Below are 21487 nucleotides of genomic sequence, written 5' to 3'. Positions count from 1 at the left end.
GCGGTGTGATCATGAGCCGAGACGACGTCTGCGAAGACCCTCGATCCCCCCAGCCGCGCGCCGTGAAACACGCGGAATCGAGACACACCCGACCTGTTGGGAAACGTCACCCGCGTGATACCGCACCGCGCTACGTTGGAAGATGCGCAGACATATCGGACACGGCGTCCGGAGGTCGGCGCGGAGTTGGTCGCCGATGTCGCCGATTCGATGTGAGTTCGAGGTGATCACATGAATCCACAGACGCGTTCGGGCCGGGTGCGCCCCGAATCGACTGCGGCCGAGACGAAGACGCAGCGGCAGACGCGCGCCGGCATCGCCGACGAACTCGAGGCGATGGGTTTGTCCGGAGCGGTGGAGATCGGTCGCGGCGGGTTCGGTGTGGTCTACCGCTGTGTCCAGACCGCGTTGGATCGCGTGGTCGCCGTGAAGGTGCTTCCCTCGGAGATCGACCAGGAGAGCCGAGAACGATTCCTGCGCGAGGAACAGGCGATGGGCAGGCTGTCCGGCCATCCGAACATCGTCGACATCCTCCAGGTGGCCGTGACCGAATCCGGCATGCCGCTGATCGTCATGCCGTACTGCACGCACGGGTCGCTGGAGCAGCTGATCCGCGATCAAGGCCCGCTGACCTGGGCGGACTCCCTGCGCGCCGGTGTCAAGCTGGCGGGCGCCATCGAGAGCGCGCACCGCGCCCACATCCTGCATCGCGACGTGAAACCGGCCAACGTCCTGCTCAGCGGCTACGGCGAGCCGCAGCTGACGGATTTCGGCATCGCCCGCATACCCGGCGGGTTCCGCACCTCCAGCAGCCTGATCACCGGCTCACCCGCGTTCACCGCGCCGGAGGTGCTCAAAGGCGACGAGCCGACCATCCGCTCCGACGTCTACGGGCTCGGCTCCACACTGTTCGCCTTGCTCACCGGGCACGCCGCCTTCGAGCGGCAGGCGGGCGAGCGGGTGGTCGCGCAGTTCCTGCGGATCACCACCCAACCGGTGCCCGACCTGCGTGAACAGGACATTCCGCCGGATGTGGCCACCGTCATCGAGCACGCGATGGCGCCCAGCCCCCGTGATCGCCCGGCCAGTGCCTACGAGTTCGGCGAGATGCTGCGCGCGGTGCAGCGCGGCCACGACCAATTGCCGGACGAGATGGCGCTGCTGGACACCACACCGGAGGCCGATCCGGCCGCGCCGACCGCGATCGGTGAACCGACCGTGGCCTGGACCGGCTCGCGCCCCGCGGTCACCGCCCGGCGCAGCTGGCCGTTGACCCTGCGCCCCGCCGTCTCGCAGCATTCCGCGTCCGCGACGACACCGCCGACGGCCGTGACCAAATTTCGTCCCCCCACGCCCACCCGGGCCCCGATACCCCGGCCGCGTCTGCTGGACGTCTTGCGCGGGGGCGGGCGGCGCAGGCTCGCGGTGATCCACGCTCCCGCCGGATTCGGCAAGAGCACGCTGGCCGCGCAATGGCGCGCCGAACTCACCGAAGGTGACGCCGCCGTCGCCTGGATCGGGATCGACCGTGACGACGACAACGAGATCTGGCTGCTGGCCCACCTCATCCAGGCCATCCGCCGGGTGCACCCGGACGTCGGCGCCGGTCTGGAGCAGGTGCTGGAGGAGCGGCCCGCCGACGCCGCCGCGTTCGTGATCCCCACGCTCATCGACGAGATCCACGCGGCGGGCAAAACGGTCGTGGTGATCGTCGAGGACTGGCAGCGGATCACCGACGCGGGCGCGCATCGGGCGATGGAGGCCCTGCTGGACAACGGCTGCCACCACCTGCGTTTCGTCGTGACCAGCCGGGAGCAGTCCGGTCTGCCGACCAGCCGGATGCGGGTGTACGACGAGCTGGTCGAGATCGGCTCGGCCGCGTTGCGCCTCACCGAAGCGGAAACCAGGCAGATCCTGGTAGAGCGCAATGGATTCGACCTCACTCCCGAGCAGGTCACCGAGATCCACACCGCCACCGACGGCTGGCCCGCGGCCATCCAGCTGGTCGGACTGTCGCTGCGCGGCAACGCCGACCCGGCTCAGCTGATCGCCACCCTCTCCGAGGGCAACCACGGCATCCGCGAATACCTCGCCGAGAACGTGCTGGACACACTGGAACCGAGAATGCTCGAGTTCTTGATGTCTATCGCCGTGACCGAGCGGGTGTGCGGCTCGCTGGCCGCGGCGCTGTCCGAGGAGCCGGACGCCGAACACCTGCTCGAGCAGGCCGAGCAGCGTGAGTTGTTCCTGCGGCGCATCGAGCACGACCCGGAGTGGTTCCGGATGCAGCCGCTGTTCGCCGAGCATCTGCGGACCCGGCTCGAGCGCGTGCATCCGGGCAAGTCGAAGTCGCTGCACCGCAAGGCTTCGCGCTGGTACGCCGAACACCAGTTGCTGCGCAAATCGGTCGACCACGCACTCGCCGCGACCGACCTGAAGATGGCGCTGGACCTGCTCGAGGGCGGCGGTATGGACCTCATCGACGGTTCCCGGCTGGCCACCCTACTCGGCAGCGTGTCGAAACTGCCGATGCAGCAGGTGGCGTCGCGCTCGAAGTTGCTGATGGCGGTGGCCAGGGCGAATGTCAACCTGCAGCAGTCCGGCGCGGCGCGCAATGCCCTGGGCAGGCTGTCCAACATCCTGGCCCGCGGCTCCACGAGCGACGCCGACGTGCGCGTACAGCGCTGCCAGGCGGCGGTGCTGGCGGCTTCCGACCAGATCGCGCGCGACCGCACCGAAGGCGTGCTGGACCGGGTCGCCGATTGCCTGCGGGAACCGGACGATCTCCCGGCGTGGACCGTCTCGACGGCGGCGAACCTGACCACCTTCGTGCGCCTGTGCGGGTTCGACTTCGAGGGCGCCGGGAAGATGCAGGAGTGGGCCGAGGAGTACCACCAGCGCTCGAAGGATCCGCTCGGCCTGGTGTTCGGCCGCTGCGGCCGAGGCGCTGCCGCCTACGAGCAACTCGACGTCGCCACCGCCACTCGCTGCTTCCAGCAGGCGTGGGACGCCGCTCGCGAGCGTTCCGGACCACGTTCGCACGCGGTGCGCGTGGCCGCCGCGCTACTCGGCGAGATGAGCTACCGCCGCGGCGATCTGGCCACCGCCGACCGGCTGCTCGACGAGAGTCACGAGCTGGTCACCCGGGTCGGACCGGTGGACTTCCTGATCTCCACTTTCGTCGTCGGCGCCCGGGTCAAGGCGGTCGGCGGGGACCTGCTCACCGCGGCCACGCGGCTGGACGAGGGCGCGCGCATCGCCGCCGACAACCGCCTGGCCCGGTTGGCCGCGCACATCCGCGCCGAACGGCTCCGCCTTGGCCTGCCGCTGGAGCCGGGCGAACGCCGGTACACCGATCTCAGCGAATCGACGCCGTTGCAGGCAGCGCATCGGCTGACCGGCGGCGCCTTGCTCACCGCCGAAGCCGAGGAACTCGCCGCGATTCGCGCATTGCTGGCCGAACACCGGCCCGGCTCCGATGACCGAGCGGTCCGCCGCGCTCGCGCGCTGTACGACCACACCCTGCAGAAGCACCGTCCGCGCGCGCAATTGGACGCCGCGGTGCTGCTCGCGGAATGCCTGGCCGCCGCGGGCTGGGTGGGCGAGGCCACCAATCTGCTGTTGCCCGCCGTCGCGACCTGCGCAGGCCTCGGCTGGACCAGGCCGCTGCTGGACGCGGGCCCCGGTGTGGTCGGCATCCTGCGCGTCCTGCGGACCGACCTGCCCGCCTCGGCGCAGCTCGGCGACATCGAACTGCCCGCCCCGTTCCTCGACGAACTCCTGAACGGGGCGGGCAGCAGGGCCTATTGAACGAACCGGGTTACGGCTGCCACCACGGGCGCAGCGGCACGGTCCAGTCGCCGTCGGGGGGCACCTTGACCCCGAGCACTTGGTGCAGCTGAACCACGTTGCGCTGGAAGCCGAGCCTGCAGCCGGCCATGTACAGGCCCCACACCTTCGCGGTGCCCTCGCCGACCTCCGCGACGCAGGCGTCCCAGTTGGCGACCAGGTTCTTGCACCATTCGTGCAGGGTCAGCGCGTAGTGCTCGCGCAGGTTCTCCTCGTGCAGCACTTCGAGGCCGATGTTCTGGATCTCGGAGATGATCCGGCCGGAACCGATCAGTTCGCCGTCGGGGAACACGTAGCGGTCGATGAAATCGCCCGCCTTGGTGGTGCGGGTGTTGTCCGGACGGGTGATGCAGTGATTCAGGAACAGGCCGCCGTCGCGCAGCTTGTTCTTGATGTACTCGAAGTAGAACGGATAGTTGTGCACCCCGATGTGCTCGGTGAGCCCGATCGAGGAGACCGCGTCGAACTCGCCTTCCGGCACGTCGCGATAGTCGGAGTGGCGCACTTCGGCCAGATCGGCCAGGCCTTCCTCGGCGATCTTCTTCCGCGCCCAGTCCGCCTGCTCGGCCGAGAGCGTCGCGCCGATCACCTTGACGCCGCGCTTGGCCGCGTAGCGCACCATGCCGCCCCATCCGCAGCCGATGTCGAGCAGCCGATCGCCCTCCTTCAACCGCAGCTTCTCGAACACCAGGCGGTACTTGTTCTCCTGCGCCTGCTCCAGCGTCCAGTTCTCGTCGCCGTAAGCCGCGCAGGTGTAGGTCATCGACGGACCGAGCACGTACTCGTAGAAGGCGTTCGAGACGTCGTAGTGGTGGTGGATGGCTTCGGCGTCGCGGATCTTGGAGTGCCGCAGGCCCTCGAAGGCGATCCGCCGCCAGCGCGGCAAGGTCTCCTGCGGCGGCGGGGCGACCGGCTTGAGCCGCTCCCAGCCCAGCGAACGCGCGATGGTCACCAGGGCCAGCGCGGACGGACGGCGGAACTTCAACTGCTCCATCGCCTTCAGGATCGCGTACGGATCCCCGGGGTGCACGCCGCTGGCGGTCATGTCACCTGCGATGTAGGCGCGGGCCATGCCCAGGTCGCCGGGGGCCGTCGCCAGATAGTTGATGCCGCGCGGGGTCCGGATGTCCAGCGCGAACTCCGAATCCTGCGGTCCGGTCGCGCTGCCGTCGTAGGCCGTCAGCCGGATCGGGACTTCACCCTCGACGAGGGTCTCGAAGATTTCGGCAATGCTGAGTTTGGTTCCGAGGTCCGCGAAGACATCGGAACGGTCCTTGAATGTCGTCATTTGCGTTGCACCGCCTTCGAATACAGATCCAGCAGGCGCTGGTCCGGGTCGTAGCGTTTCTTGAGTTCGGTATAAGTGTTTCCGCCGTAGAGCGCGGCGAATTCATCCTCGTCGTAGAAGGAATCCGAGTACAGCGACTTATGACCGTCGAACTCGGTCACCGTGCGCTCGATGGCGCGGTTGGCCGCGCCCTCCTGCTGCCCGGGGGTGGTGGGCACGGCCGACCAGAATCCGACATTCACGTAGGTCCGGTCCGGCTCCAGGGGATACAGCGGCCAGGTGCGTCCGCCCGGCCGATCCGGGCCGCCGGTCGCGCGCAAGCGCAGCGGGCACAGCCAGATCGGCTCGATCGGAATCTCGCGCAGGAACCACTCTACGAAGTCGGCGGTGCGTTCCACGGGCACCTCGATGTCCTGCACGACCCGCTCGCGCGGGGGATTGCCCTTGCGGGCCTCCAGCCTGTCCGCGATGGCGTACTTGTGGTCCAGCGCCACCAGCTTCCAGTAGAAGCTGCTGCGCCGGTAGCGTTTCGGCCAGAATCGGCGGATCTTCGGGTTCTGCGCGCCGAACGCGCGCGAGCACCAGAACCAGTCGGTGTCCCAGCGCCACAGGTAGTCGTGGATGGTCAGGCGGTCGCGCTTGGGCGCGTCGCCGTCGTGCTGGAGGGACCGGTAGTAGACGTCCATGCCGGTGTAGTCGCTCACCGTGCCCGGTTCGTCGGTCCGGCGGCCCAGCGTCAGGTAGCTCTCCTCGGCGGAGAACACGACGCCGTCGAGGTAGTCGACGGTCTCGCCCTGGTAGATCCGGTCGGTGACGATCGTCGCGAGGGTGGCCTCCAGCTCGCGCACGTCACGGAAACGCACGTGCCGCAGCGCGACGTACGGCTGAACTTCCTCCAGCTCGATCTTCAACCGGACCGTATAGCCCAGCGTGCCGTAGGAGTTCGGGAAGCCGCGGAACAGATCGGCGTGCTCGTTGTCCGGCGTGGCGGTGAGGATCTCGCCCGCACCGGTCAGCACGTCCATCTCCAGCACCGACTCGTGCGGCAGACCGCTGCGGAAGGACGTGGACTCGATGCCTAGACCGGTGACCGCGCCGCCCAGCGTGATCGTCTTGAGCTGCGGGACGACCAGCGGCGCGAGGCCGTACTGGAGGGTGGCGGCGACCAGCTCCTCGTAGGTGGTCATGCCGGCGACGTCGGCGGTCTTGGCGGCCGGGTCCACCGCGATGACCCGGGTCAGCCCGGAGACGTCGAGGCCGGGCGCGGTGTTCTTGGCCCTGGCGCGGAAAAGGTTCGAGGTCTTCTTCGCCAAACGGACATTGGCGTGCTCGGGTATCGCGCGGTAACTCGCCAATAGGCGGTCCACGCCCGCTCGATGCGCGGCAAATCCTGATTCGCGTGCGGCCGGTGCGTGTCCGGCCTTCCCCAACAGACTCACTGCCACCCCTCGACGCTAGTACGGACCCCACCGCGCGGCTACCGTACGGCCACGGTGGCGGAGAAATGTCACGCACATGTTGCGAAGTGGAATACCGAATTGTCCGGAGTGGTTCGCCGCACCCTCGCCGCATTCCTCCGGCGCAGGCAGGGCAGGATGGAGATCGGTCGAGACACCGCATCCGGACAAGGAGCTCATTGTGGGACAGGTCAGCGCCAGTAGTTCGATCGACGTGGCGGCGGATCCGCAGCGCGCGCTGGAGGCCATCGCCGACTACGACACGGTACGTCCGCGCATTCTCTCGTCGCACTACCGCGACTACAAGGTGGTCGAAGGCGGCAAAGGCGCGGGCACCGTCGCGGAATGGACGTTGCAGGCCACCGAGAAGCGCTCGCGGAACGTGCACGCGGTCGTCTCGGTGTCCGATTCGATTGTCACCGAGCGCGACTCGAATTCGACGTTGGTGAACACCTGGACCGTCACCCCCGAGGGCACGGGCGCGCGGGTCACGCTGCGCACCACCTGGAAGGGCGCGGGCGGCATCGCGGGCATCTTCGAGGGCATCTTCGCGCCGCTGGGCCTGAAGAAGATCCAGGCCGAGGTGCTCGGGAACCTGCAGCGCGAGCTGGCCTGATCCGCAGACGCGACGACGGTCCGTTCGGGCCGTCGTCGCGAACTGCCCGGGGGCTACTCGGACTCGATGTCGAAGAGGTTCCCCTCGGGATCGGCCAGCGTAGTCCACTTCAGGCCCCACTCGTCGAAGTCGGCCACGTGCTTCGCGCCGAGATCGATCGCGCGCGCGATCTCGCCCCGGCCCGACGCGTGCAGGTCCAGGTGGATCACGTTCTTGCCCGGGTTCTTGTCGGGCACTCGGGTGAACATCAGCACGGGCGCGGCTCCCGTGGACCGGCCGACGGTGGCGAACTCCGGGGTCGGGTCGGGATCGACGGGCGTCTCCAGCAACCGCGACCAGAATTCGGCGAGGTCGCCCGCATTCGCACAATCGATGGTGACGTGGGCGATCGAGAGCGTCATGGTATCTCCTTTTCAAGGCTGGGCGATGGGCCAGCACACTTCGGTCCGGTAGGTGGCGGGATCGTCGGACACGTCCGGTCCGACCAGGTACATCTCGCGGATCGGCTCGGATAGCGCGACGTCGTGTTCGGCGACATGGCTGCCCAGCGCGCCGTAGGTTCGGTCGAAATCCTCGAACGGACCCTCGTGCACGGCGACGGCGAAACGGTGCGCGGGTAGCTCGATCGCCGAAAGCTCCGGGGGCAGTGCGACCGCGGCGTCCGCGAGTGGGACGAAGGCGACGACCGCGCCCTCGTCCTGTTCGAAGAAATCGGTGCCGTAGGTGGCGCCGCCGACGCCCGCGGGCGTGATGCCCGCGGCGGCCAGCGCCTCGTACAACGCCTGGAACGTCGCAGCGCACCACTCGTCGATGTGTTCGCGCTCCACCGTCGCGCCGATCGCCGCCGCCGGGAACGCGGCAACCGTGCGGTACTCCACGGTGATCGGAGCCGAGGGCGTCAGCAGCGCGCGCAGCGAGGCCACGACCGCGCGGGTGCGGGCCAGCTCCGCCTCCATGCGCTCCAGATGCGCACGCAGCGTGGCGTCACGGGCGTTCTCGTCCGGCGCGGCGAGCACCGCGCGGATCTCCGGGACCGGCATGTCCAGCTCGCGCAGCCGCCGGATCAACTGCGCCTGCGTCACCTGCGCCGTCGCGTACCGTCGATAGCCCGAGCCGGCGTCGATGTCCGCCGGAGCGAGCAGGCCGATCTCGTGGTAGTAGCGCAACGTCTTCACACTGAGATTGCTCAGCCTGGAGAATTCCCCGATAGGGACGGTTGCCGTCATGGCACCAGCCAACACCCTCCAGTAACCGGAGGGTCAAACGGCGCCCGGTGTTCAGGCGAGCGCGAAGGTCAGCAGCAGGGTGGTCTGGAACGCGCCGCGCCACCACGAGTAGCCGAACCACACGCCGGGGGTGACCTCCCGGATCTCGTCGTAGACCGGCGGCGTCGGCGACGGCGCGTAGTTCAGCGCCCAGGCCGGCTGCCCGTCGGTCAGGGCGGGCGCCGCGTAGACGTCGGCGTGCCAGCCCTCGATGCCGGCGCCGGTGAGGCGGTTCATCAGGTAGCCGCCGTCCGGGCCGGTGTAGAAGGTCTTGCCGATCCACAGCGGAGGCGCCACGGCCTGCATAACCGGCGGACGAGTGACCCAGCCCGACTTCACACCCGTCGGGACGGAGCCCAGCGGCGCGGCGCGGAAGATGGCGTCCTGCTGCTCGGCCGAGCACCGGAAGCGCAGCGAATCGAGCGTCGCGGCCTTGTCGTCCGGGTAGAGGACACAGCCGCCGCCGTAGTCGGCTACCGCCGGAGTGGTTTCGGCTTCGATGCTCTCTTGAATGCCCTTTTGGGACTCGAGGACCTCGGTCGCATCGATGATCTCCGTATCCGCCGACGCCGCGGGACCCGCGACTCCGAGAAAGATGCCGGGAACACCGAGCGTGAGCACCAGAGTGCTCAGGAAACGTGCACGAACTGCGATCATCTTTGTCTCCAGATTTGCACACCGGTCGCCGATCCGGTGTCGATGGTAAAGGGCGCTCGGTCGGTCTCCACCGGAACTACCCAACCTGTTATCCACCATGCGCCGCGCGGCTCGAGACCGTCGGGCCGCGCCGGGAACACGGTGCGACAGGACTAGGCTGGCCGGTGACACCTTCTCCAGAGAGGACCCTCCCGTGCAGCCAGGTGGCCAGTTCGACATGCAACAGTTGCTCGCCCAGGCGCAGCAGATGCAGCAGGCGGTGATGGAAGCCCAGGCCGAGATCGCGGCGACCGAGGTGGAGGGCGCGGCGGGCGGTGGCCTGGTCAAGGTCACCATCAAGGCCAGCGGCGAGGTGGTGTCGCTGACCATCGATCCCAAGGCCGTGGATCCCGACGACGTCGAGACTTTGCAGGACCTGGTCATCGGTGCGGTCAACGACGCGATGGCCAACGCGCAGCGCGTCGCCGCGGAACGGCTCGGCCCACTGTCCGGCGGCATCGGCGGCGGTTCGCTGCCCGGTTTCTGAGCCGAGGCAGCGGGTGTACGAAGGTCCGGTCCAGGATCTGATCGACGAGTTGGGCAAGCTGCCCGGCGTCGGTCCGAAGAGCGCGCAGCGCATCGCTTTCCACCTGCTGCAGGTGGAGCCGCCGGAGATCGATCGGTTGCAGGCCGCGCTGCAGAAGGTGCGCGACGGTGTGCAGTTCTGCGTCACGTGCGGGACGGTCTCCGACGGCGAGCTGTGCCGCATCTGTGCCGACCCGCGCCGGGACCGGACCATGATCTGCGTGGTCGAGGAACCCAAGGACGTGCAGGCGATCGAGCGCACCCGGGAGTTCCGCGGTCGCTACCACGTACTCGGCGGCGCGCTCGACCCGCTCAGCGGGGTCGGCCCCGACCAGCTGCGGATCCGGGAACTGCTGGCGCGCATCGGAAACCAGGAGGACGGCGTCGACGTCAGCGAGGTGATCATCGCGACCGACCCGAATACCGAGGGCGAGGCCACCGCCACCTACCTGGTCCGGATGCTGCGCGATTTCCCCGGCCTGAGCGTGACCAGGCTGGCCTCGGGCCTGCCGATGGGTGGCGACCTCGAGTTCGCCGACGAGCTGACCCTGGGCCGCGCGCTGTCCGGCCGACGCGCCCTGTAAGCGGCGAAATCGCCTTTCGCGAGAGCGATTGCGCCGTGCCCGGCGTGGGTTACCGTGTCGGGGATGAGCATCGAATTCCTGCTGACGACGCTCGTCATCGTCGCCACTCCCGGTACCGGCGTGCTGTTCACGCTGGCGGCCGGGCTGTCCCGGGGCGTGCGGGCCGCGGTGATCGCGGCCTTCGGTTGTACGCTCGGCACCGTCCCGCACCTGATCGCGGCGATCACGGGTGTGGCCGCGCTGCTGAATGCGAGCGCGGTCGCGTTCCAGACGCTGAAGTACCTCGGCGTCGCCTATCTGGTGTACATGGCCTGGAGTACGTTCCGGGACGAGGGCGCACTCGCCGTGCCGGAGCAGGCCGGGCACACCGCGCCCTCGGCGCGGAACGTGATCACCTCTGCGGTGCTGCTCAACCTCCTCAACCCCAAGCTGACCATCTTCTTCTTCGCGTTCCTCCCACAGTTCGTACCCAGCGCGGCGCCGAACGCGCTGGCGCGCATGCTCGCGCTGAGCGGCGTCTTCATGCTCGCCACCCTGGTGGTGTTCGCGGTGTACGGCGCGTGCGCCGCCGCGGTGCGCGACCAGGTCGTCTCCCGGCCCGCCGTGGTGACTTGGACGCGGCGGGTCTTCGGCGCCTCGTTCCTGGCGCTGGCCGGCCGGTTGGCCGCCCAGAACCAGTGACCGGGTTCAGAGGTCGACGCGGGACCAGGGGAGGCCGGGAAAGCGGCTGCGGTCGTCGTTGGCCCAGCCCCAGATGAGAGCGGCCACGGTGGCGGGGTCGGAGACGGTGGTACCGAAATGCTGGTCGGGGGTGCCGTCCCGGTATTCCACGGTGTACGCGCCGGTGTTCCCGCGATAGGTCTGGATGTAGAACTGCTCGCCGCGTTCGACGACGAGGTACGGGTTCGGCGCGCTCAGCTCCGGAACCCACTGCTGGACAAGCATTTCGGTCAGATACGGGAACTCGCCCGCGCCGCCGTGGGTGACGATGGCCTCGACGCGCCCGGCGGGATCGATCAGCCAGGCCAGCTGCGGGTCGTAGACGGCGTAGTTCAGTGGCGTGGCGAGTTGGAACAGCAAGTGGCGGACGAAGCCGATCGCGTCGTAGGGACACGGCACGTGCAGCACCGCGCCGGTGGCCGCGCCGCCGACCGGGACGGTGCTGAGAAAACTGTCCTCCTCGGGCAGTTCCGCGTTGCGTCTGTTGAGTTCGGCCGCGATCTGCGCGACCGCACCCGACTCGGGGACGCCCTGCTGGGTGCTCAGGTAGGCGTCGACCTCCGCGATCGACGACGCGACTCCGGACGGCAACAACACGTGGTCATAGCTCACCCGGGCCAGGGTACGGAACCGTTCAGGCCCGGCGGCGAGCCGTATCTTCCTCGGTGCACCGGCAGCCGCCCGCGAGGTCCCGGCAGTCGAGGACGAAGGCGTGCCGGGCGTGGCTGAGTTCAAGGCAGTGCTCGTCGGTGCATTCGGCGATCCGGCTCGCGTGCACGATCAGGGTTCCGTGGCAGTGGTCGAACGCGGATTCGCACGATGAACAATCGGTTGTACGCATATGACCTCCTGACGAGATCGTTGTCGTCGTTCGGTGATACCACCGGTCCGGTCGTCGCGGTGGGACCCAGGCCCGTGTGTCGCCGTGTCCGATGTGCGTGCAACTGAACAGCAATCGGATGTCTCGACCGCTGGCATCCTGCCGGTTTGCCCGATACATGTGCTGCTACATGCGAAAATAGTCACACATCCCGAGGATGGGTTGTTGCCCGCACCATCGAACGGTTCGGGCGGAGCGGGTCTGGCGACCATTGGGCAAGGCAGGCGGCGGAAGTGAGGTCGGCGCGGTGACGTTGCGCGAGGAGCGGCGGGCGACCGCCACGGGCGTCGCTGTGCGCGAACAGTTCACGCGCTACCGCTCGGAAGGCGCCGCAACGGCCGCCTACGACGAATGCGGCGCGCCCGTCGCGGGCTACTACGACGAACTGGTCGACGTGGACGGCACGGTGCGCCGGACTTGGTCGGAGCTGGCGGCCGACTTCGCCCAACTCGGCGGGGATGGGCTGCGCAGGCTCGACAGCCGGGTGCGCAGGCTGATCGACGACGACGGCATCGCCTACCACGAAGCAAGCGCCTCGGCCGACACCACGGCGCCCTGGCGCCTGGATCCGATTCCCTTGCTGGTCGCCGCGGAGGACTGGACCCGGCTGGAGGCCGGGCTGGAACAGCGCTCCCGGGTATTCGACGAGGTGCTCACCGATGTCTACGGGCCGCGCAGGACGCTCGGTTCCCGGTTGCTGGCGCCGGAGGCCGTGTTCGGCAACCGTGGCTACGTCCGGGCCGCGCACGGCATCACCGTGCCGGGGCGGCATCAGTTGTTCCTGCACGCCTGTGATCTCAGCCGTTGGGCCGATGGAGAATTCCGGGTGTTCGCCGACCGGACCCAAGCGCCCTCCGGCGCCGGGTACGCGCTCGCGGACCGCAGGGTCGTGGCGACCGCTATCCCGGAGTCGTTCGAGCACGCCAATCCACGTCCGCTGACGCCCTTCGCGAGGGCGATGCGCTTGATGCTGATCGAATCGGCGCCCGCCGACGACGACGAGCCGGTGGTCGTGGTGCTCAGCCCCGGGGTGCACTCCGAGACGGCGTTCGATCAGGCCTATCTCGCCTCCACGCTGGGGTTTCCGTTGGTGGAGAGCGCGGATCTGGTGGTGCGCGAGGGCGCGCTGTGGATGCGGTCGCTCGGCACGCTGAAACGGGTGGACGTGGTGCTGCGCCGGGTGGACGCCGAGTTCTCCGATCCACTCGACCTGCGGCCGGATTCGCGACTGGGTGTGGTGGGGCTGGTCGAGGTGCTGCGGCGCGGCGCGGTGACGGTGGTGAACACCCTGGGCAGCGGGTTGCTGGAGAATCCCGCGCTGGCCGGCTTTCTGCCCGCTCTCTCGCGCGCACTGCTCGGCGAGGATCTGCTGCTGCAGAGCGCGCCGTCGTACTGGGGCGGTAGCGAGCAGGAGCGCAAGCATCTGATCGCGAACCTGGACAAGCTGATCCTGCGCTCCGCGGTCGACGGGTCCACGCTGATCGGCCCCGAACTGAGCCGGGAGCAGCGGGCGGAAATGACGGCGAGGATCGAGGCGCACGGGTGGCAGTGGGTGGGCCAGGAACCGGCGCAATTCTCCGTCGCGCCCGCCATCCGCGATCACGGCGGTCTCGGCGCGGCCCCGGTCGGTATGCGCTTGTTCTCCCTCGCCCACCGGGGCGGCTACACCGTGCTGTCCGGTGGTCTCGGCCGGCTGCGCCTGCGCACGACCGAACGGGCCGCGCGCGAGGTGGCCGCCAAGGACGTCTGGGTGCGGGCCGCGCCGACGGCCGCCGCCGCGGTCAGCACCGAGCCGTCCCGCGAACGACGCACCGCGCCGACCGTCGAACCCATCAGCTCCCCCCGGGTGCTCAACGACCTGTTCTGGATGGGCCGCTACGGTGAGCGTGCGGAGGACACCGCCCGTCTGCTGATCGCCACCCACGAGCGTTACCAGGACTTCCGCTATCGCCCCTGGCTGGAAGGCGCGGAGGCGCTGCCGATCCTCATGGCCGCGCTCGGGCGGACCACCGCGACCGCGGCTCCAGCCGAAGGGGCGTTCGGTCCCGAGGCGCGAGAAACGTCGAAGACGTCGCGGCGGCAGGCTGATTCGGGTCAGAAGGAAGACCCCGCGGCCGCGTCCCGGAACGAAGCCGTGGCCCACGCCGGTGTGGAGCCACCGATCACGGCAGGCGTGGAAGCCGTCGCGGAGCGACCGGACAGCCAGGACGCCACCGATGCGGCGCAGGTCACCACCGCGCAGGCGCATCGGGACCCCGGCGGGTCCCGTTCGGGCCACGACTATCTCGTCGCGCTGACGATCGACCGGGAGTTGCCTGGTTCGCTGGCCTTCGCGATCGATCGCTACGGCAACGCCGCGCGGGCCGTGCGCGACCAGTTGCCGGCGGACACCTGGATGATCCTCGGCGCGGTGGACCGCGCGCTGGCCGGCTATCCGGCGGCGGCGGACGACCAGGAGGCGGAACTCTCGGACGTGCACGCGCGCAGTTTGGCGGGGCTGCTCGCGCTGTCCGGCATCGACGGGGAATCGCTGATCCGCGACACCGGCTGGCACGTCAGGGACATCGGCAAGCGAATCGAGCGCGGTCTCGCCCTGACCGCATTGCTGTCGGCCGCGCTGACCCGGCAGTATCCGGAGCAGACCGAGCGTGAGGTCACCGAATGGGTGCTGCGGGCCACCGAGTCCTCGGTGAGTTATCGTCGGCGGCACCAGGATTCGGTCCGGATAGCGGACATCGCCGAACTCCTCCTGTTCGACACGGCCAATCCGCGATCGCTGGCCTATCAGCTGGACCGGTTGCACGGCGATTTCCACGCGCTGCCCGGTGCGTCCGGATCCTCGCGTCCACAGCGGCTGCTCGCGGACGCGCGCCGCATGCTGCGCCGTCTGGACCCCGACGACTTGGCGGTGACCGACGCGGATGACCGGCGCACGGAACTGGCGGAGTTGCTCGAGGGCGTGCATCTGCGCCTGCGCAAGATGTCCGAGTCCTTCGAGACCAGCACGCTGTCGGTGCCGGTCGGCATCCAGCCGCTGTGGGGTAGTGCGCAGGCCGTCGAATGACCGGCCCCGCGCTGCGGCGCTACCGGGTGGAGCACCGCACCAAGTACTCGTACTCCGGCGAGGTCACCAACTCCTACGGGCGCGCCTATCTGACCCCGCGCGACCTATCCGGCCAGCGACTGCTCGCCCACGACATCCGGATCGATCCCGCGCCTTCGGACCGGTCGGTCGGCGCGGACGTGTACGGCAACATCACCTCCTATTTCCATGTCACCACCGAGCATCGCGCGCTGACGGTCGTCGGCGAATCGCTGGTCGAGGTCGACGCACCGGATCACGGCCGCTCCGGCACGGCCGGCGAACCGTGGGAGAGAGCGCGGCCGAGCAGCGCGAACGGGCCGTTGGCCGTGGAGTTCGCCCTCGACCTGCACCCGCCGGAGATCACGCCGGAAATCATCGCGTATGCCGCTGAATCCCTGCAGCCCGGCCGACCGCTGCTGGATGCGGTGGGGGAGTTGACCACTCGCATCTACACCGATTTCGCCTACCGGTCCGGCGCGACGACGGTGTCCACGCGCGTGGCCGACGTGTTCGCGGCGCGCGCCGGCGTCTGTCAGGACTTCGCCCGCCTTGCTGTCGCCTGCCTGCGGTCGCACGGTCTCGCGGCCAGGTACGTGTCCGGTTACCTGGCCACCGATCCGCCACCGGGGAAGCGGCGGATGGTCGGCGCCGACGCTACGCATGCCTGGGCGGCCGTATGGGTGGGCGGCGCGGACCGACACGACCGCACCGGCCGGTGGATCGACCTCGACCCCACCAACGACCAGTTCGGTGACGAGCGATACATCACCACTGCCTGGGGCCGGGACTACGCCGACGTCCCCCCGCTGCGCGGCATCATCTACACCGACGCGAAGGACAGCACGGTCACCGTCTCCGTCGACGTCACCGAGGTCGGCGCCGGACCATCCCACGGTGCGCGATCTCGTCGATGAGCTGTGCCACCGGGCACAGCCCACCGCGATCGACGCCGGACTCGGTGCGCTCGAACGCGCGATCAGACGCACCTGAGTCCGTCGTGCCGCCGTCGCGCGGGGCGGGGCCGCGCGGTCCGCGGGAACGTAGGCGGGCCCTATACCGCCGCGCTCTGTTCCCGGGCCAGCGGTCGCAGACCCCCGCCGATGGCGTTCGTGACGAGGTGCAGTTGGCGTCGCCGGGGATCGGTCAGCGAAGGAACGAGCAAAGTCGGCATCCCGACTTCTACGGCGGCTCCGTCGCGCGAGGGCCGGTCTCCTACCATCAGGGTTTGCTCGGCGCTGGTGCCGAGTTCCGCGAGCGCCAGGCGGAATATGGCGGGATCGGGTTTCTGGATGCCGTGCTCGTTGGACAGCACGAAGGTCTCGATCGAATCCAGCAGCCGCGCTTCGGCGAAACACGGGCGGATATCGAAGTGAATGTTGCTGAGAACACCGACCTTGTAACCGCTTTCGGAGAGCGCGGTGAGAGTGGCGGCGGCATCGACGGCGAAATGGTTGTAAGCCGGATCGGAATCCACTTCGAAAAGTTCCTCGGCGAGGTCGGCGTCGAGACCGGCATCCGCGAACACCGCGTAGAAAGTCTCCCTGTGCCGGGCGGCGCTGGTGTTGCCCTGTGGTGATTGCAAACGGTTCGGTTGCCCGGCGGCCGCCCGGATCTCCCGCAGGAGCGCACTGGCAGCGTCGTCATCGTGTCTGCGGCCCGTCCGCCGCAGGGCTTCTCGAGTCCACTGCTGCGGGGAGAGTTCCGAGACGAGTGTGCCGCGCCAATCGAAGACGACCGCTCGGATGTCATAGGAGTACGAACCGTTGGATGGCATGAAGGTCGAGGCTATCGGGTAAGGCGCGGGGGCCGGATGCAGATCGGAAGACCTGCCGGATCAGTCGGTTCGCGCGTGAAACCCCTTGGGGCGCCCCGACGTCCACGGCAGGATCGACGCCGTCGCACCCTACGGGCTCGCGCGCGGTGGGTTCGTCACCCACCGCTCGCCGGCCGGCCTCGGCCGCTGATCAGGCGCGCAGGCGCTCCCGCCGGAGCTGGTCTACCTCGGGCAGGTCGAGGGGGGCCAGCTCGGTGACGCCGAGGGCGCGCAGCAACAGCAAGTCGGCGAGCTCGGGGTTGCGGGCCAGCACCGGGCCGTGCATGTAGGTGCCGATGACCGAGCCCTGGACGACGCCCTCCAGCCCGTCGCCGACGCCGTTGCCCACGCCCCGGGTGACGCGAGCGAGGCCGTGCGCTTCTCCACCGAGTTTCGTTCCGCCCCGGTGGTTCTCGAAGCCGGTGAGCGCCGCGGTGAGCCCGTCGAGCAGGGGTGTGGTGGTCACCTCGCCGATGGCGCGCTTCTGCTGCGGCGACGTCGTGACATCGAGCAGGCCGACGCCGTCCACCCGCTCGCCCGCCGACGTCTCGTACCACTGGCCGAGCACCTGGATGGCCGCGCAGATCGCCAGCACCGGGGCGCCGCGGCCCGCGGCGCGCTGCAGGCCGGGGTAGCGCTGCAGGTGCCGGGTGGCCAAGCGCTGGGCGGAGTCCTCCGCGCCGCCGAGGGTGTAGACGTCCAGGGAATCCGGCACCGGTTCGGCCAGCGTGATCTCGACGATCTCGGCGTCGTAGCCGCGCATGCGCAGCCGCTGGCGCAGCACGAGGGCGTTGCCTCCGTCGCCGTAGGTGCCCATCACGTCCGGCAGCACCAGGCCGATGCGGAAGGTCGACTCGCTCATGATGCCCGCTCCTCCAGGTCACGGTTGAGATCACGGAACGCGGTGTAGTTCGCCAGCACTTCCACGTGGCCCGCGGGGCACGACGCGATGGCCCGTACCGGGTCTGGCACCAGGGTGTGCTCCACGCCCGCGTAGGTCAGCCGCACCGCCAGGTCGGTGGCGCGCTCGCCCGCGGCCACCACCTGCACGCCTTCGAAGTGCTCGAACCGCACGTCCCACAGCCAGGACAGGTCCTCGCCGTCGGGCACCTGGCCGTTCACGGCGATCACCAGGCCCGCGGAGGTCGGCTCGATCATCGACAGCGCCTCCTGCCACCCGGCCGGATTCTTCGCCAGCAGCAGCCGCGCGTCGTGCTCCCCGACCTGCACGGTGCGGTAGCGACCCGCGATCTCGCGGACCGTTCCCGCGGCCGCGACGGCCTGCTCCGCGTCGGCGCCCAGCGCGACGGCGGCGGCCACGGCCTGTGCGGCGTTGCCGCGATTGGCCCGGCCCGGCAGCGCGAGCCGCAGCGGGAAACGCTTGCCCTCCGGACCGACCAGATCGTCGCCGTCGAGCCACCAATCCGGTTCCGGACGCTGGAAGTCCGTACCGGTGCTGCGCCAGTGCGCGCCCTCCCAGACGATCGGCTCACCACTGCGCGGGCAGCTGGTCGCGTCCATCGCCCAGCCGCTGCCCGCGGCCACCCACACCACGTTCGGGTGGTCGTAGGCGATCGAGGTGACCAGCACGTCGTCACAGTTGGCGACCACGACGGTAGCCGGGTGCTTCGCCAGGCCCGCGCGCAGCTTGCGCTCGATCATGTTGATCTCGCCCACCCGGTCGAGCTGGTCGCGGCTGAGGTTCAGCAGCACCACCGCCGAGGGGTTCAGCGAATCGGTGACGTGCGGCAGGTGCAGTTCGTCGACCTCGATCGCGGCCAGCGGCGCGCGCCGGTGCGCGTTGAGCGCGGCGACGATGCCCGCGTCCATGTTCGCGCCGTCGGCCTGGGTCGCCACCGTGCCCAGGGTGCTGAGCGCCGCGGTGGTCATCCGCGTGGTGGTCGACTTGCCGTTCGTGCCGGTCACCAGCACGGTGCGCCGCTGCCGTCCCAGTTGATCCATGACGGTCGGATCGATCTTCAACGCGATCAGGCCGCCGATCATCGAGCCTTTGCCGCGGCCCGCCTTCTGCGAGGCCCAGGACGCCGCGGCCGCCGCCGCCAGCGCGAGCCGTCCGCGCACCGATATGTCTGCCACGTCGCGAGTCTATGTTCGCGCCGCGATCGCGGCGCGCCGCGGTCGGGTGGCGTGGGCCACGCGGCTCACCCCTGGTAGAGCTTGGCCGCGTAGTTCTCCGGCGCGTAGTAGCGCTCGAGCTCCTCCACCGTCTCGGTGACGTTCGTCTGCACCTCTTTGACCAGGCGGGCAGGGCTCGGCAAAGCATCCTCCGGCCACTGGTCGGGCTCCCAGAGGTGGCTGCGCATGAACGCCTTGGCGCAGTGGAAGAAGATCTGGTCGATGTCCACCTCGACGGCGAGGATCGGGCGGTGCCCGCGCACCACCATGTCGTCGAAGTACGGCGCGTCGCGCACCAGCCGCGCGCGGCCGTTGATCCGCAGCGTTTCGCGCCGGCCCGGGATCACGAACAACAGGCCGATGTGCGGGTTGGCCAGGATGTTGAGGTAGCCGTCGGCGCGCCGGTTACCGGGGCGCTCCGGGATGGCGAGGGTGGTGTCGTCGAGCACCCGCACGAAGCCCGCCGGATCGCCCTTCGGGGAGGCGTCGCAGTTTCCGTGCGCGTCGCTGGTGCTCATCACCAGGAACGGGGAGGTGGCGATCCACTCCCGGTCCCGGGCGTGCAGCGCGGCGCGCTCTTTGGTGGCGACGCGGGGCGCCACCTCGCCGAGCAATGCCCGCAGATCTGCCGGGTCCGTGATCACGTTCGGAGTGGTGCGCTCGCCCATGATTCGATTCAAGCACCGCGCCCGCTGGGATGACGATCGAATTCCGTTCGGGCGAGAGGAGATCGATCACATTCGTTCAGACCGGTACGTCGAACATATTCGGCTGCCCGGCCGCGTACCGGTCGGCATCGAGCCGGCGCAGCGGTTCGAGTTCGGGGGCGCGGTAGAGGGTGTACGTGCGGCAGCGCTCGGCGTTCGAGCCAGCCACGTCCAGCAGCGCGTTCACCGCGGCCCGCGCGGACTCGTTGGCGCCCTCCATGGTGGCCAGATCGATGTTCGTGCGTACGTAATCGCCCGCCAGAAAGAGGTTCTCCAGCGCTCCGTGCGCCTGCGGACGGTACTCCCACGACCCGGCGGTGTTGATCAGCAGCGGGTCGGCGTTGGCATTGCGCCGCTGTCCCTCCTGCCAGGTGATGCCCGGGTCGAGGAACCAGGAATGCAGGTCGGCGTCGCCCAGCACCTCGCCGCGATCGTCGAGGTGCGCCCGGATCTGCGCCCACGCCTCGCGCGCGATCTCCTCGTGGGTGCACTCCTTGGCCGGCTTGCCGAACACGATGCCCGGGGTGTTCCAGTCGGAGATGTCCACCGACAGGCAGTCCTGCACCCCGCCGTCCCCGAACTCGGTCAGCTTGCGCCGCCACAGCTGGTTCTGGCTGATCGAGGTGAGCGACCATGGCGCGTCGATATATGCGGTGTGGCCGCGCGAGATGTCGGCCGGCCTGCGCAGATAGAACTGGATGCCGTTCATCCAGTCGGTGACGAGGTGGTCCATCCCCGCCAGTTCGGGCTGTACGGCGAGGACTTGCGGCGACCACAGGGTGCGCGCCCGTTCGGCGGGCAGCGCGACCACGAAATAGTCCGCCTCGACCATGCGCTGCGCGCCGGTCTCGTCCACGACGCGGGCCGCGACGATCCTGCGGTCGCGTACCTCCAGTTCGCGCACTTCGGCGCCGAGCACGAATTCCGCTCCGAGTTCGCGGATGCGCCGCAACCACGGCTCGATCCATACCGCGTTGGTCGGGCCGTTGAGCACGCGGTCCAGGCCGCCGTCGTTGCCGATCTCCATCGGATTGCCGAGGAACTGCTCGCCCATCGTGCCGATGGTGCGCACGCTCGCCACGTTCTCCTTGGCGGCGACCATGATGCTGGTCAGCGTGCGCGAGAGCAGGGCGCGGAACTCGTGTGAGCGGGCGTGACCGCCGACGTAGTCGTGCCAGGAGGTGCGCTCCCACTGGCCGAGGCGGCGGGCGTCGCAGCTGGTGTTGAAGACGAGCAGGCGCTCGGCGAAGTAGATCCCCTCGTCCGGGGGCATCTTCAGCGCGGTGGACAGCGCCGCGCCGAGCGTCTCGCGGAAACTGGCTGCGGAGAATTCGGAGCGTGCGCGCGGACCGAGTGGAACGCGGAAGTCGTCGCCGCCGCGCCGGGCGAAGCGGGCTTCCGGCACCGCCACCAGGTTGTCCCACACTCCGTTCGCGTTGCCCAGGAACGGGATTCGGCGCATGGTGTCCGGCACGTGCTGGTAGAAGCCGGGGAAGAAGCGGAAGCCGTGTTCGCCGGGCAGGTCCGGTCGTCCTCCCGCTCCGGTGCCCGGCACGCCGACGCTGCGTGCTTTGCCGCCCCACGCGCGCTTCTCGTAGACGGTGACCTGGAATCCGCGTTCCGCGAGCTCATGCGCGGCCGTGAGTCCGGCGACGCCGCCGCCGAGTACCGCGACCCGTCTCCCGCCGGGATTCGCCGCGGCCTGCGTCGGTCGTAACGCGCCCGCCGTCAGCGCTCCCGCTGCCACCCCTGCCGCGACCGTGTTACGAAGCAGTGCTCTTCGCGATACGGTCCATCGATTTTCTGCCATGCGCCGCTCTGCCGCCTAGAACCGGGACCAACTTCCACGCCGGGCACTACTGTAAG

The 21487-nt window shown here is 69.3% G+C and carries 19 protein-coding genes; 7 read left to right on the top strand and 12 right to left on the bottom strand.

The window, feature by feature from the left end; genetic code table 11:
• Positions 1 to 231: 231 nt before the first annotated feature.
• Positions 232 to 3810 (top strand): serine/threonine-protein kinase, encoded by a 3579-nt coding sequence (locus NNI01S_RS07580; protein WP_063018939.1) that lies wholly within the window; start codon positions 232 to 234, stop codon positions 3808 to 3810.
• 10 nt (positions 3811 to 3820) lie between these two features.
• On the opposite strand, the gene NNI01S_RS07575 is transcribed toward NNI01S_RS07580, so the two are convergent.
• Both NNI01S_RS07575 and NNI01S_RS07570 read right to left on the bottom strand, forming a co-directional pair.
• On the bottom strand, positions 3821 to 5137 hold the full coding sequence (locus tag NNI01S_RS07575; RefSeq protein WP_063018937.1) for a class I SAM-dependent methyltransferase: 1317 nt from the start codon (positions 5135 to 5137) through the stop codon (positions 3821 to 3823).
• The gene (locus NNI01S_RS07570; protein ID WP_063018934.1) at positions 5134 to 6576 is read right to left on the bottom strand and encodes an FAD-binding oxidoreductase; all 1443 of its coding nucleotides are present in this window, start codon (positions 6574 to 6576) and stop codon (positions 5134 to 5136) included. Before NNI01S_RS07570 ends, NNI01S_RS07575 begins: the two co-directional genes overlap by 4 nt.
• Before the next feature lie 199 nt (positions 6577 to 6775).
• Between NNI01S_RS07570 and NNI01S_RS07565 the strand changes: the two genes are divergently transcribed.
• Entirely contained in the window at positions 6776 to 7210 is a 435-nt protein-coding gene (locus tag NNI01S_RS07565) for an SRPBCC family protein (RefSeq protein ID WP_063018932.1), read from the top strand.
• A 53-nt stretch (positions 7211 to 7263) separates the two neighbouring features.
• Here NNI01S_RS07565 and NNI01S_RS07560 read toward each other — a convergent pair whose 3' ends face one another.
• Genes NNI01S_RS07560 through NNI01S_RS07550 form a run of 3 tightly spaced genes read right to left on the bottom strand, consistent with a single transcriptional unit; the run spans position 7264 to position 9132 of the window.
• Complete coding sequence (locus NNI01S_RS07560; protein ID WP_063018930.1) at positions 7264 to 7611, bottom strand: VOC family protein; 348 nt, start codon at positions 7609 to 7611, stop codon at positions 7264 to 7266.
• A 12-nt stretch (positions 7612 to 7623) separates the two neighbouring features.
• A complete protein-coding gene (locus NNI01S_RS07555) occupies positions 7624 to 8436 on the bottom strand; it encodes a MerR family transcriptional regulator (RefSeq protein ID WP_063018928.1) in 813 nt (270 codons plus the stop codon).
• A gap of 51 nt (positions 8437 to 8487) precedes the next feature.
• Positions 8488 to 9132 (bottom strand): hypothetical protein, encoded by a 645-nt coding sequence (locus NNI01S_RS07550; RefSeq protein ID WP_063018926.1) that lies wholly within the window; start codon positions 9130 to 9132, stop codon positions 8488 to 8490.
• A gap of 193 nt (positions 9133 to 9325) precedes the next feature.
• On the opposite strand from NNI01S_RS07550, the gene NNI01S_RS07545 reads away from it, so the two are divergent.
• The 3 genes from NNI01S_RS07545 (at position 9326) to NNI01S_RS07535 (ending at position 10961) form a co-directional block, all read left to right on the top strand.
• Positions 9326 to 9658 carry a YbaB/EbfC family nucleoid-associated protein gene (locus NNI01S_RS07545; protein ID WP_084488609.1) on the top strand — a complete coding sequence of 111 codons (333 nt, stop codon included), beginning with the start codon at positions 9326 to 9328 and terminating at the stop codon, positions 9656 to 9658.
• Between the two features lie 13 nt (positions 9659 to 9671).
• The gene (gene recR / locus NNI01S_RS07540) at positions 9672 to 10280 is read left to right on the top strand and encodes a recombination mediator RecR (RefSeq protein ID WP_063018922.1); all 609 of its coding nucleotides are present in this window, start codon (positions 9672 to 9674) and stop codon (positions 10278 to 10280) included.
• Positions 10281 to 10343: 63 nt separating this feature from the next.
• Positions 10344 to 10961 carry a LysE family translocator gene (locus NNI01S_RS07535; RefSeq protein ID WP_063018920.1) on the top strand — a complete coding sequence of 206 codons (618 nt, stop codon included), beginning with the start codon at positions 10344 to 10346 and terminating at the stop codon, positions 10959 to 10961.
• A gap of 6 nt (positions 10962 to 10967) precedes the next feature.
• Here NNI01S_RS07535 and NNI01S_RS07530 read toward each other — a convergent pair whose 3' ends face one another.
• Entirely contained in the window at positions 10968 to 11612 is a 645-nt protein-coding gene (locus tag NNI01S_RS07530; RefSeq protein WP_063018918.1) for a hypothetical protein, read from the bottom strand.
• Between the two features lie 22 nt (positions 11613 to 11634).
• Complete coding sequence (locus tag NNI01S_RS07525; protein ID WP_063018916.1) at positions 11635 to 11841, bottom strand: hypothetical protein; 207 nt, start codon at positions 11839 to 11841, stop codon at positions 11635 to 11637.
• A gap of 292 nt (positions 11842 to 12133) precedes the next feature.
• Between NNI01S_RS07525 and NNI01S_RS07520 the strand changes: the two genes are divergently transcribed.
• Positions 12134 to 14944: a circularly permuted type 2 ATP-grasp protein gene (locus NNI01S_RS07520; protein ID WP_063019397.1), complete on the top strand. Its 2811-nt coding sequence runs from the start codon at positions 12134 to 12136 to the stop codon at positions 14942 to 14944.
• On the top strand, positions 14941 to 15879 hold the full coding sequence (locus NNI01S_RS07515; protein ID WP_063018914.1) for a transglutaminase family protein: 939 nt from the start codon (positions 14941 to 14943) through the stop codon (positions 15877 to 15879). Before NNI01S_RS07520 ends, NNI01S_RS07515 begins: the two co-directional genes overlap by 4 nt.
• A 137-nt stretch (positions 15880 to 16016) precedes the next feature.
• On the opposite strand, the gene NNI01S_RS07510 is transcribed toward NNI01S_RS07515, so the two are convergent.
• From NNI01S_RS07510 to NNI01S_RS07490, 5 genes are all read right to left on the bottom strand, one after another.
• Positions 16017 to 16739 (bottom strand): HAD family hydrolase, encoded by a 723-nt coding sequence (locus NNI01S_RS07510; protein ID WP_218019168.1) that lies wholly within the window; start codon positions 16737 to 16739, stop codon positions 16017 to 16019.
• A gap of 190 nt (positions 16740 to 16929) precedes the next feature.
• Positions 16930 to 17640, bottom strand: a complete 711-nt coding sequence (locus NNI01S_RS07505) for a type 1 glutamine amidotransferase (RefSeq protein ID WP_063018912.1) — start codon at positions 17638 to 17640, stop codon at positions 16930 to 16932.
• On the bottom strand, positions 17637 to 18875 hold the full coding sequence (locus NNI01S_RS07500; protein WP_063018910.1) for a MurT ligase domain-containing protein: 1239 nt from the start codon (positions 18873 to 18875) through the stop codon (positions 17637 to 17639). Before NNI01S_RS07500 ends, NNI01S_RS07505 begins: the two co-directional genes overlap by 4 nt.
• 65 nt (positions 18876 to 18940) lie before the next feature.
• Entirely contained in the window at positions 18941 to 19582 is a 642-nt protein-coding gene (locus NNI01S_RS07495; RefSeq protein WP_063018908.1) for a pyridoxamine 5'-phosphate oxidase family protein, read from the bottom strand.
• A gap of 76 nt (positions 19583 to 19658) precedes the next feature.
• Positions 19659 to 21431, bottom strand: coding sequence for a hydroxysqualene dehydroxylase (locus tag NNI01S_RS07490; RefSeq protein WP_063018906.1), 1773 nt, complete (start codon positions 21429 to 21431; stop codon positions 19659 to 19661).
• Positions 21432 to 21487 lie beyond the last annotated feature (56 nt).

It is taken from the genome of Nocardia niwae NBRC 108934 = DSM 45340, from assembly GCF_001613465.1.
Taxonomy (GTDB): domain Bacteria; phylum Actinomycetota; class Actinomycetes; order Mycobacteriales; family Mycobacteriaceae; genus Nocardia; species Nocardia niwae.
Note: the sequence above shows the minus strand (reverse complement) of the source record. Positions and strands in the feature narration are given on the sequence as shown.

Excerpts from the sequence above, each read along its gene's own strand:
- NNI01S_RS07510 (WP_218019168.1), bottom strand. The coding sequence starts at position 16,739 with ATGCCATCCAACGGTTCGTACTCCTATGACATCCGAGCGGTCGTCTTC.
- NNI01S_RS07535 (WP_063018920.1), top strand. The coding sequence starts at position 10,344 with ATGAGCATCGAATTCCTGCTGACGACGCTCGTCATCGTCGCCACTCCC.
- NNI01S_RS07495 (WP_063018908.1), bottom strand. The coding sequence starts at position 19,582 with ATGGGCGAGCGCACCACTCCGAACGTGATCACGGACCCGGCAGATCTG.
- NNI01S_RS07575 (WP_063018937.1), bottom strand. The coding sequence starts at position 5,137 with ATGACGACATTCAAGGACCGTTCCGATGTCTTCGCGGACCTCGGAACC.
- NNI01S_RS07560 (WP_063018930.1), bottom strand. The coding sequence starts at position 7,611 with ATGACGCTCTCGATCGCCCACGTCACCATCGATTGTGCGAATGCGGGC.
- NNI01S_RS07555 (WP_063018928.1), bottom strand. The coding sequence starts at position 8,436 with ATGACGGCAACCGTCCCTATCGGGGAATTCTCCAGGCTGAGCAATCTC.
- NNI01S_RS07580 (WP_063018939.1), top strand. The coding sequence starts at position 232 with ATGAATCCACAGACGCGTTCGGGCCGGGTGCGCCCCGAATCGACTGCG.
- NNI01S_RS07490 (WP_063018906.1), bottom strand. The coding sequence starts at position 21,431 with ATGGCAGAAAATCGATGGACCGTATCGCGAAGAGCACTGCTTCGTAAC.
- NNI01S_RS07550 (WP_063018926.1), bottom strand. The coding sequence starts at position 9,132 with ATGATCGCAGTTCGTGCACGTTTCCTGAGCACTCTGGTGCTCACGCTC.
- NNI01S_RS07505 (WP_063018912.1), bottom strand. The coding sequence starts at position 17,640 with ATGAGCGAGTCGACCTTCCGCATCGGCCTGGTGCTGCCGGACGTGATG.
- NNI01S_RS07525 (WP_063018916.1), bottom strand. The coding sequence starts at position 11,841 with ATGCGTACAACCGATTGTTCATCGTGCGAATCCGCGTTCGACCACTGC.
- NNI01S_RS07515 (WP_063018914.1), top strand. The coding sequence starts at position 14,941 with ATGACCGGCCCCGCGCTGCGGCGCTACCGGGTGGAGCACCGCACCAAG.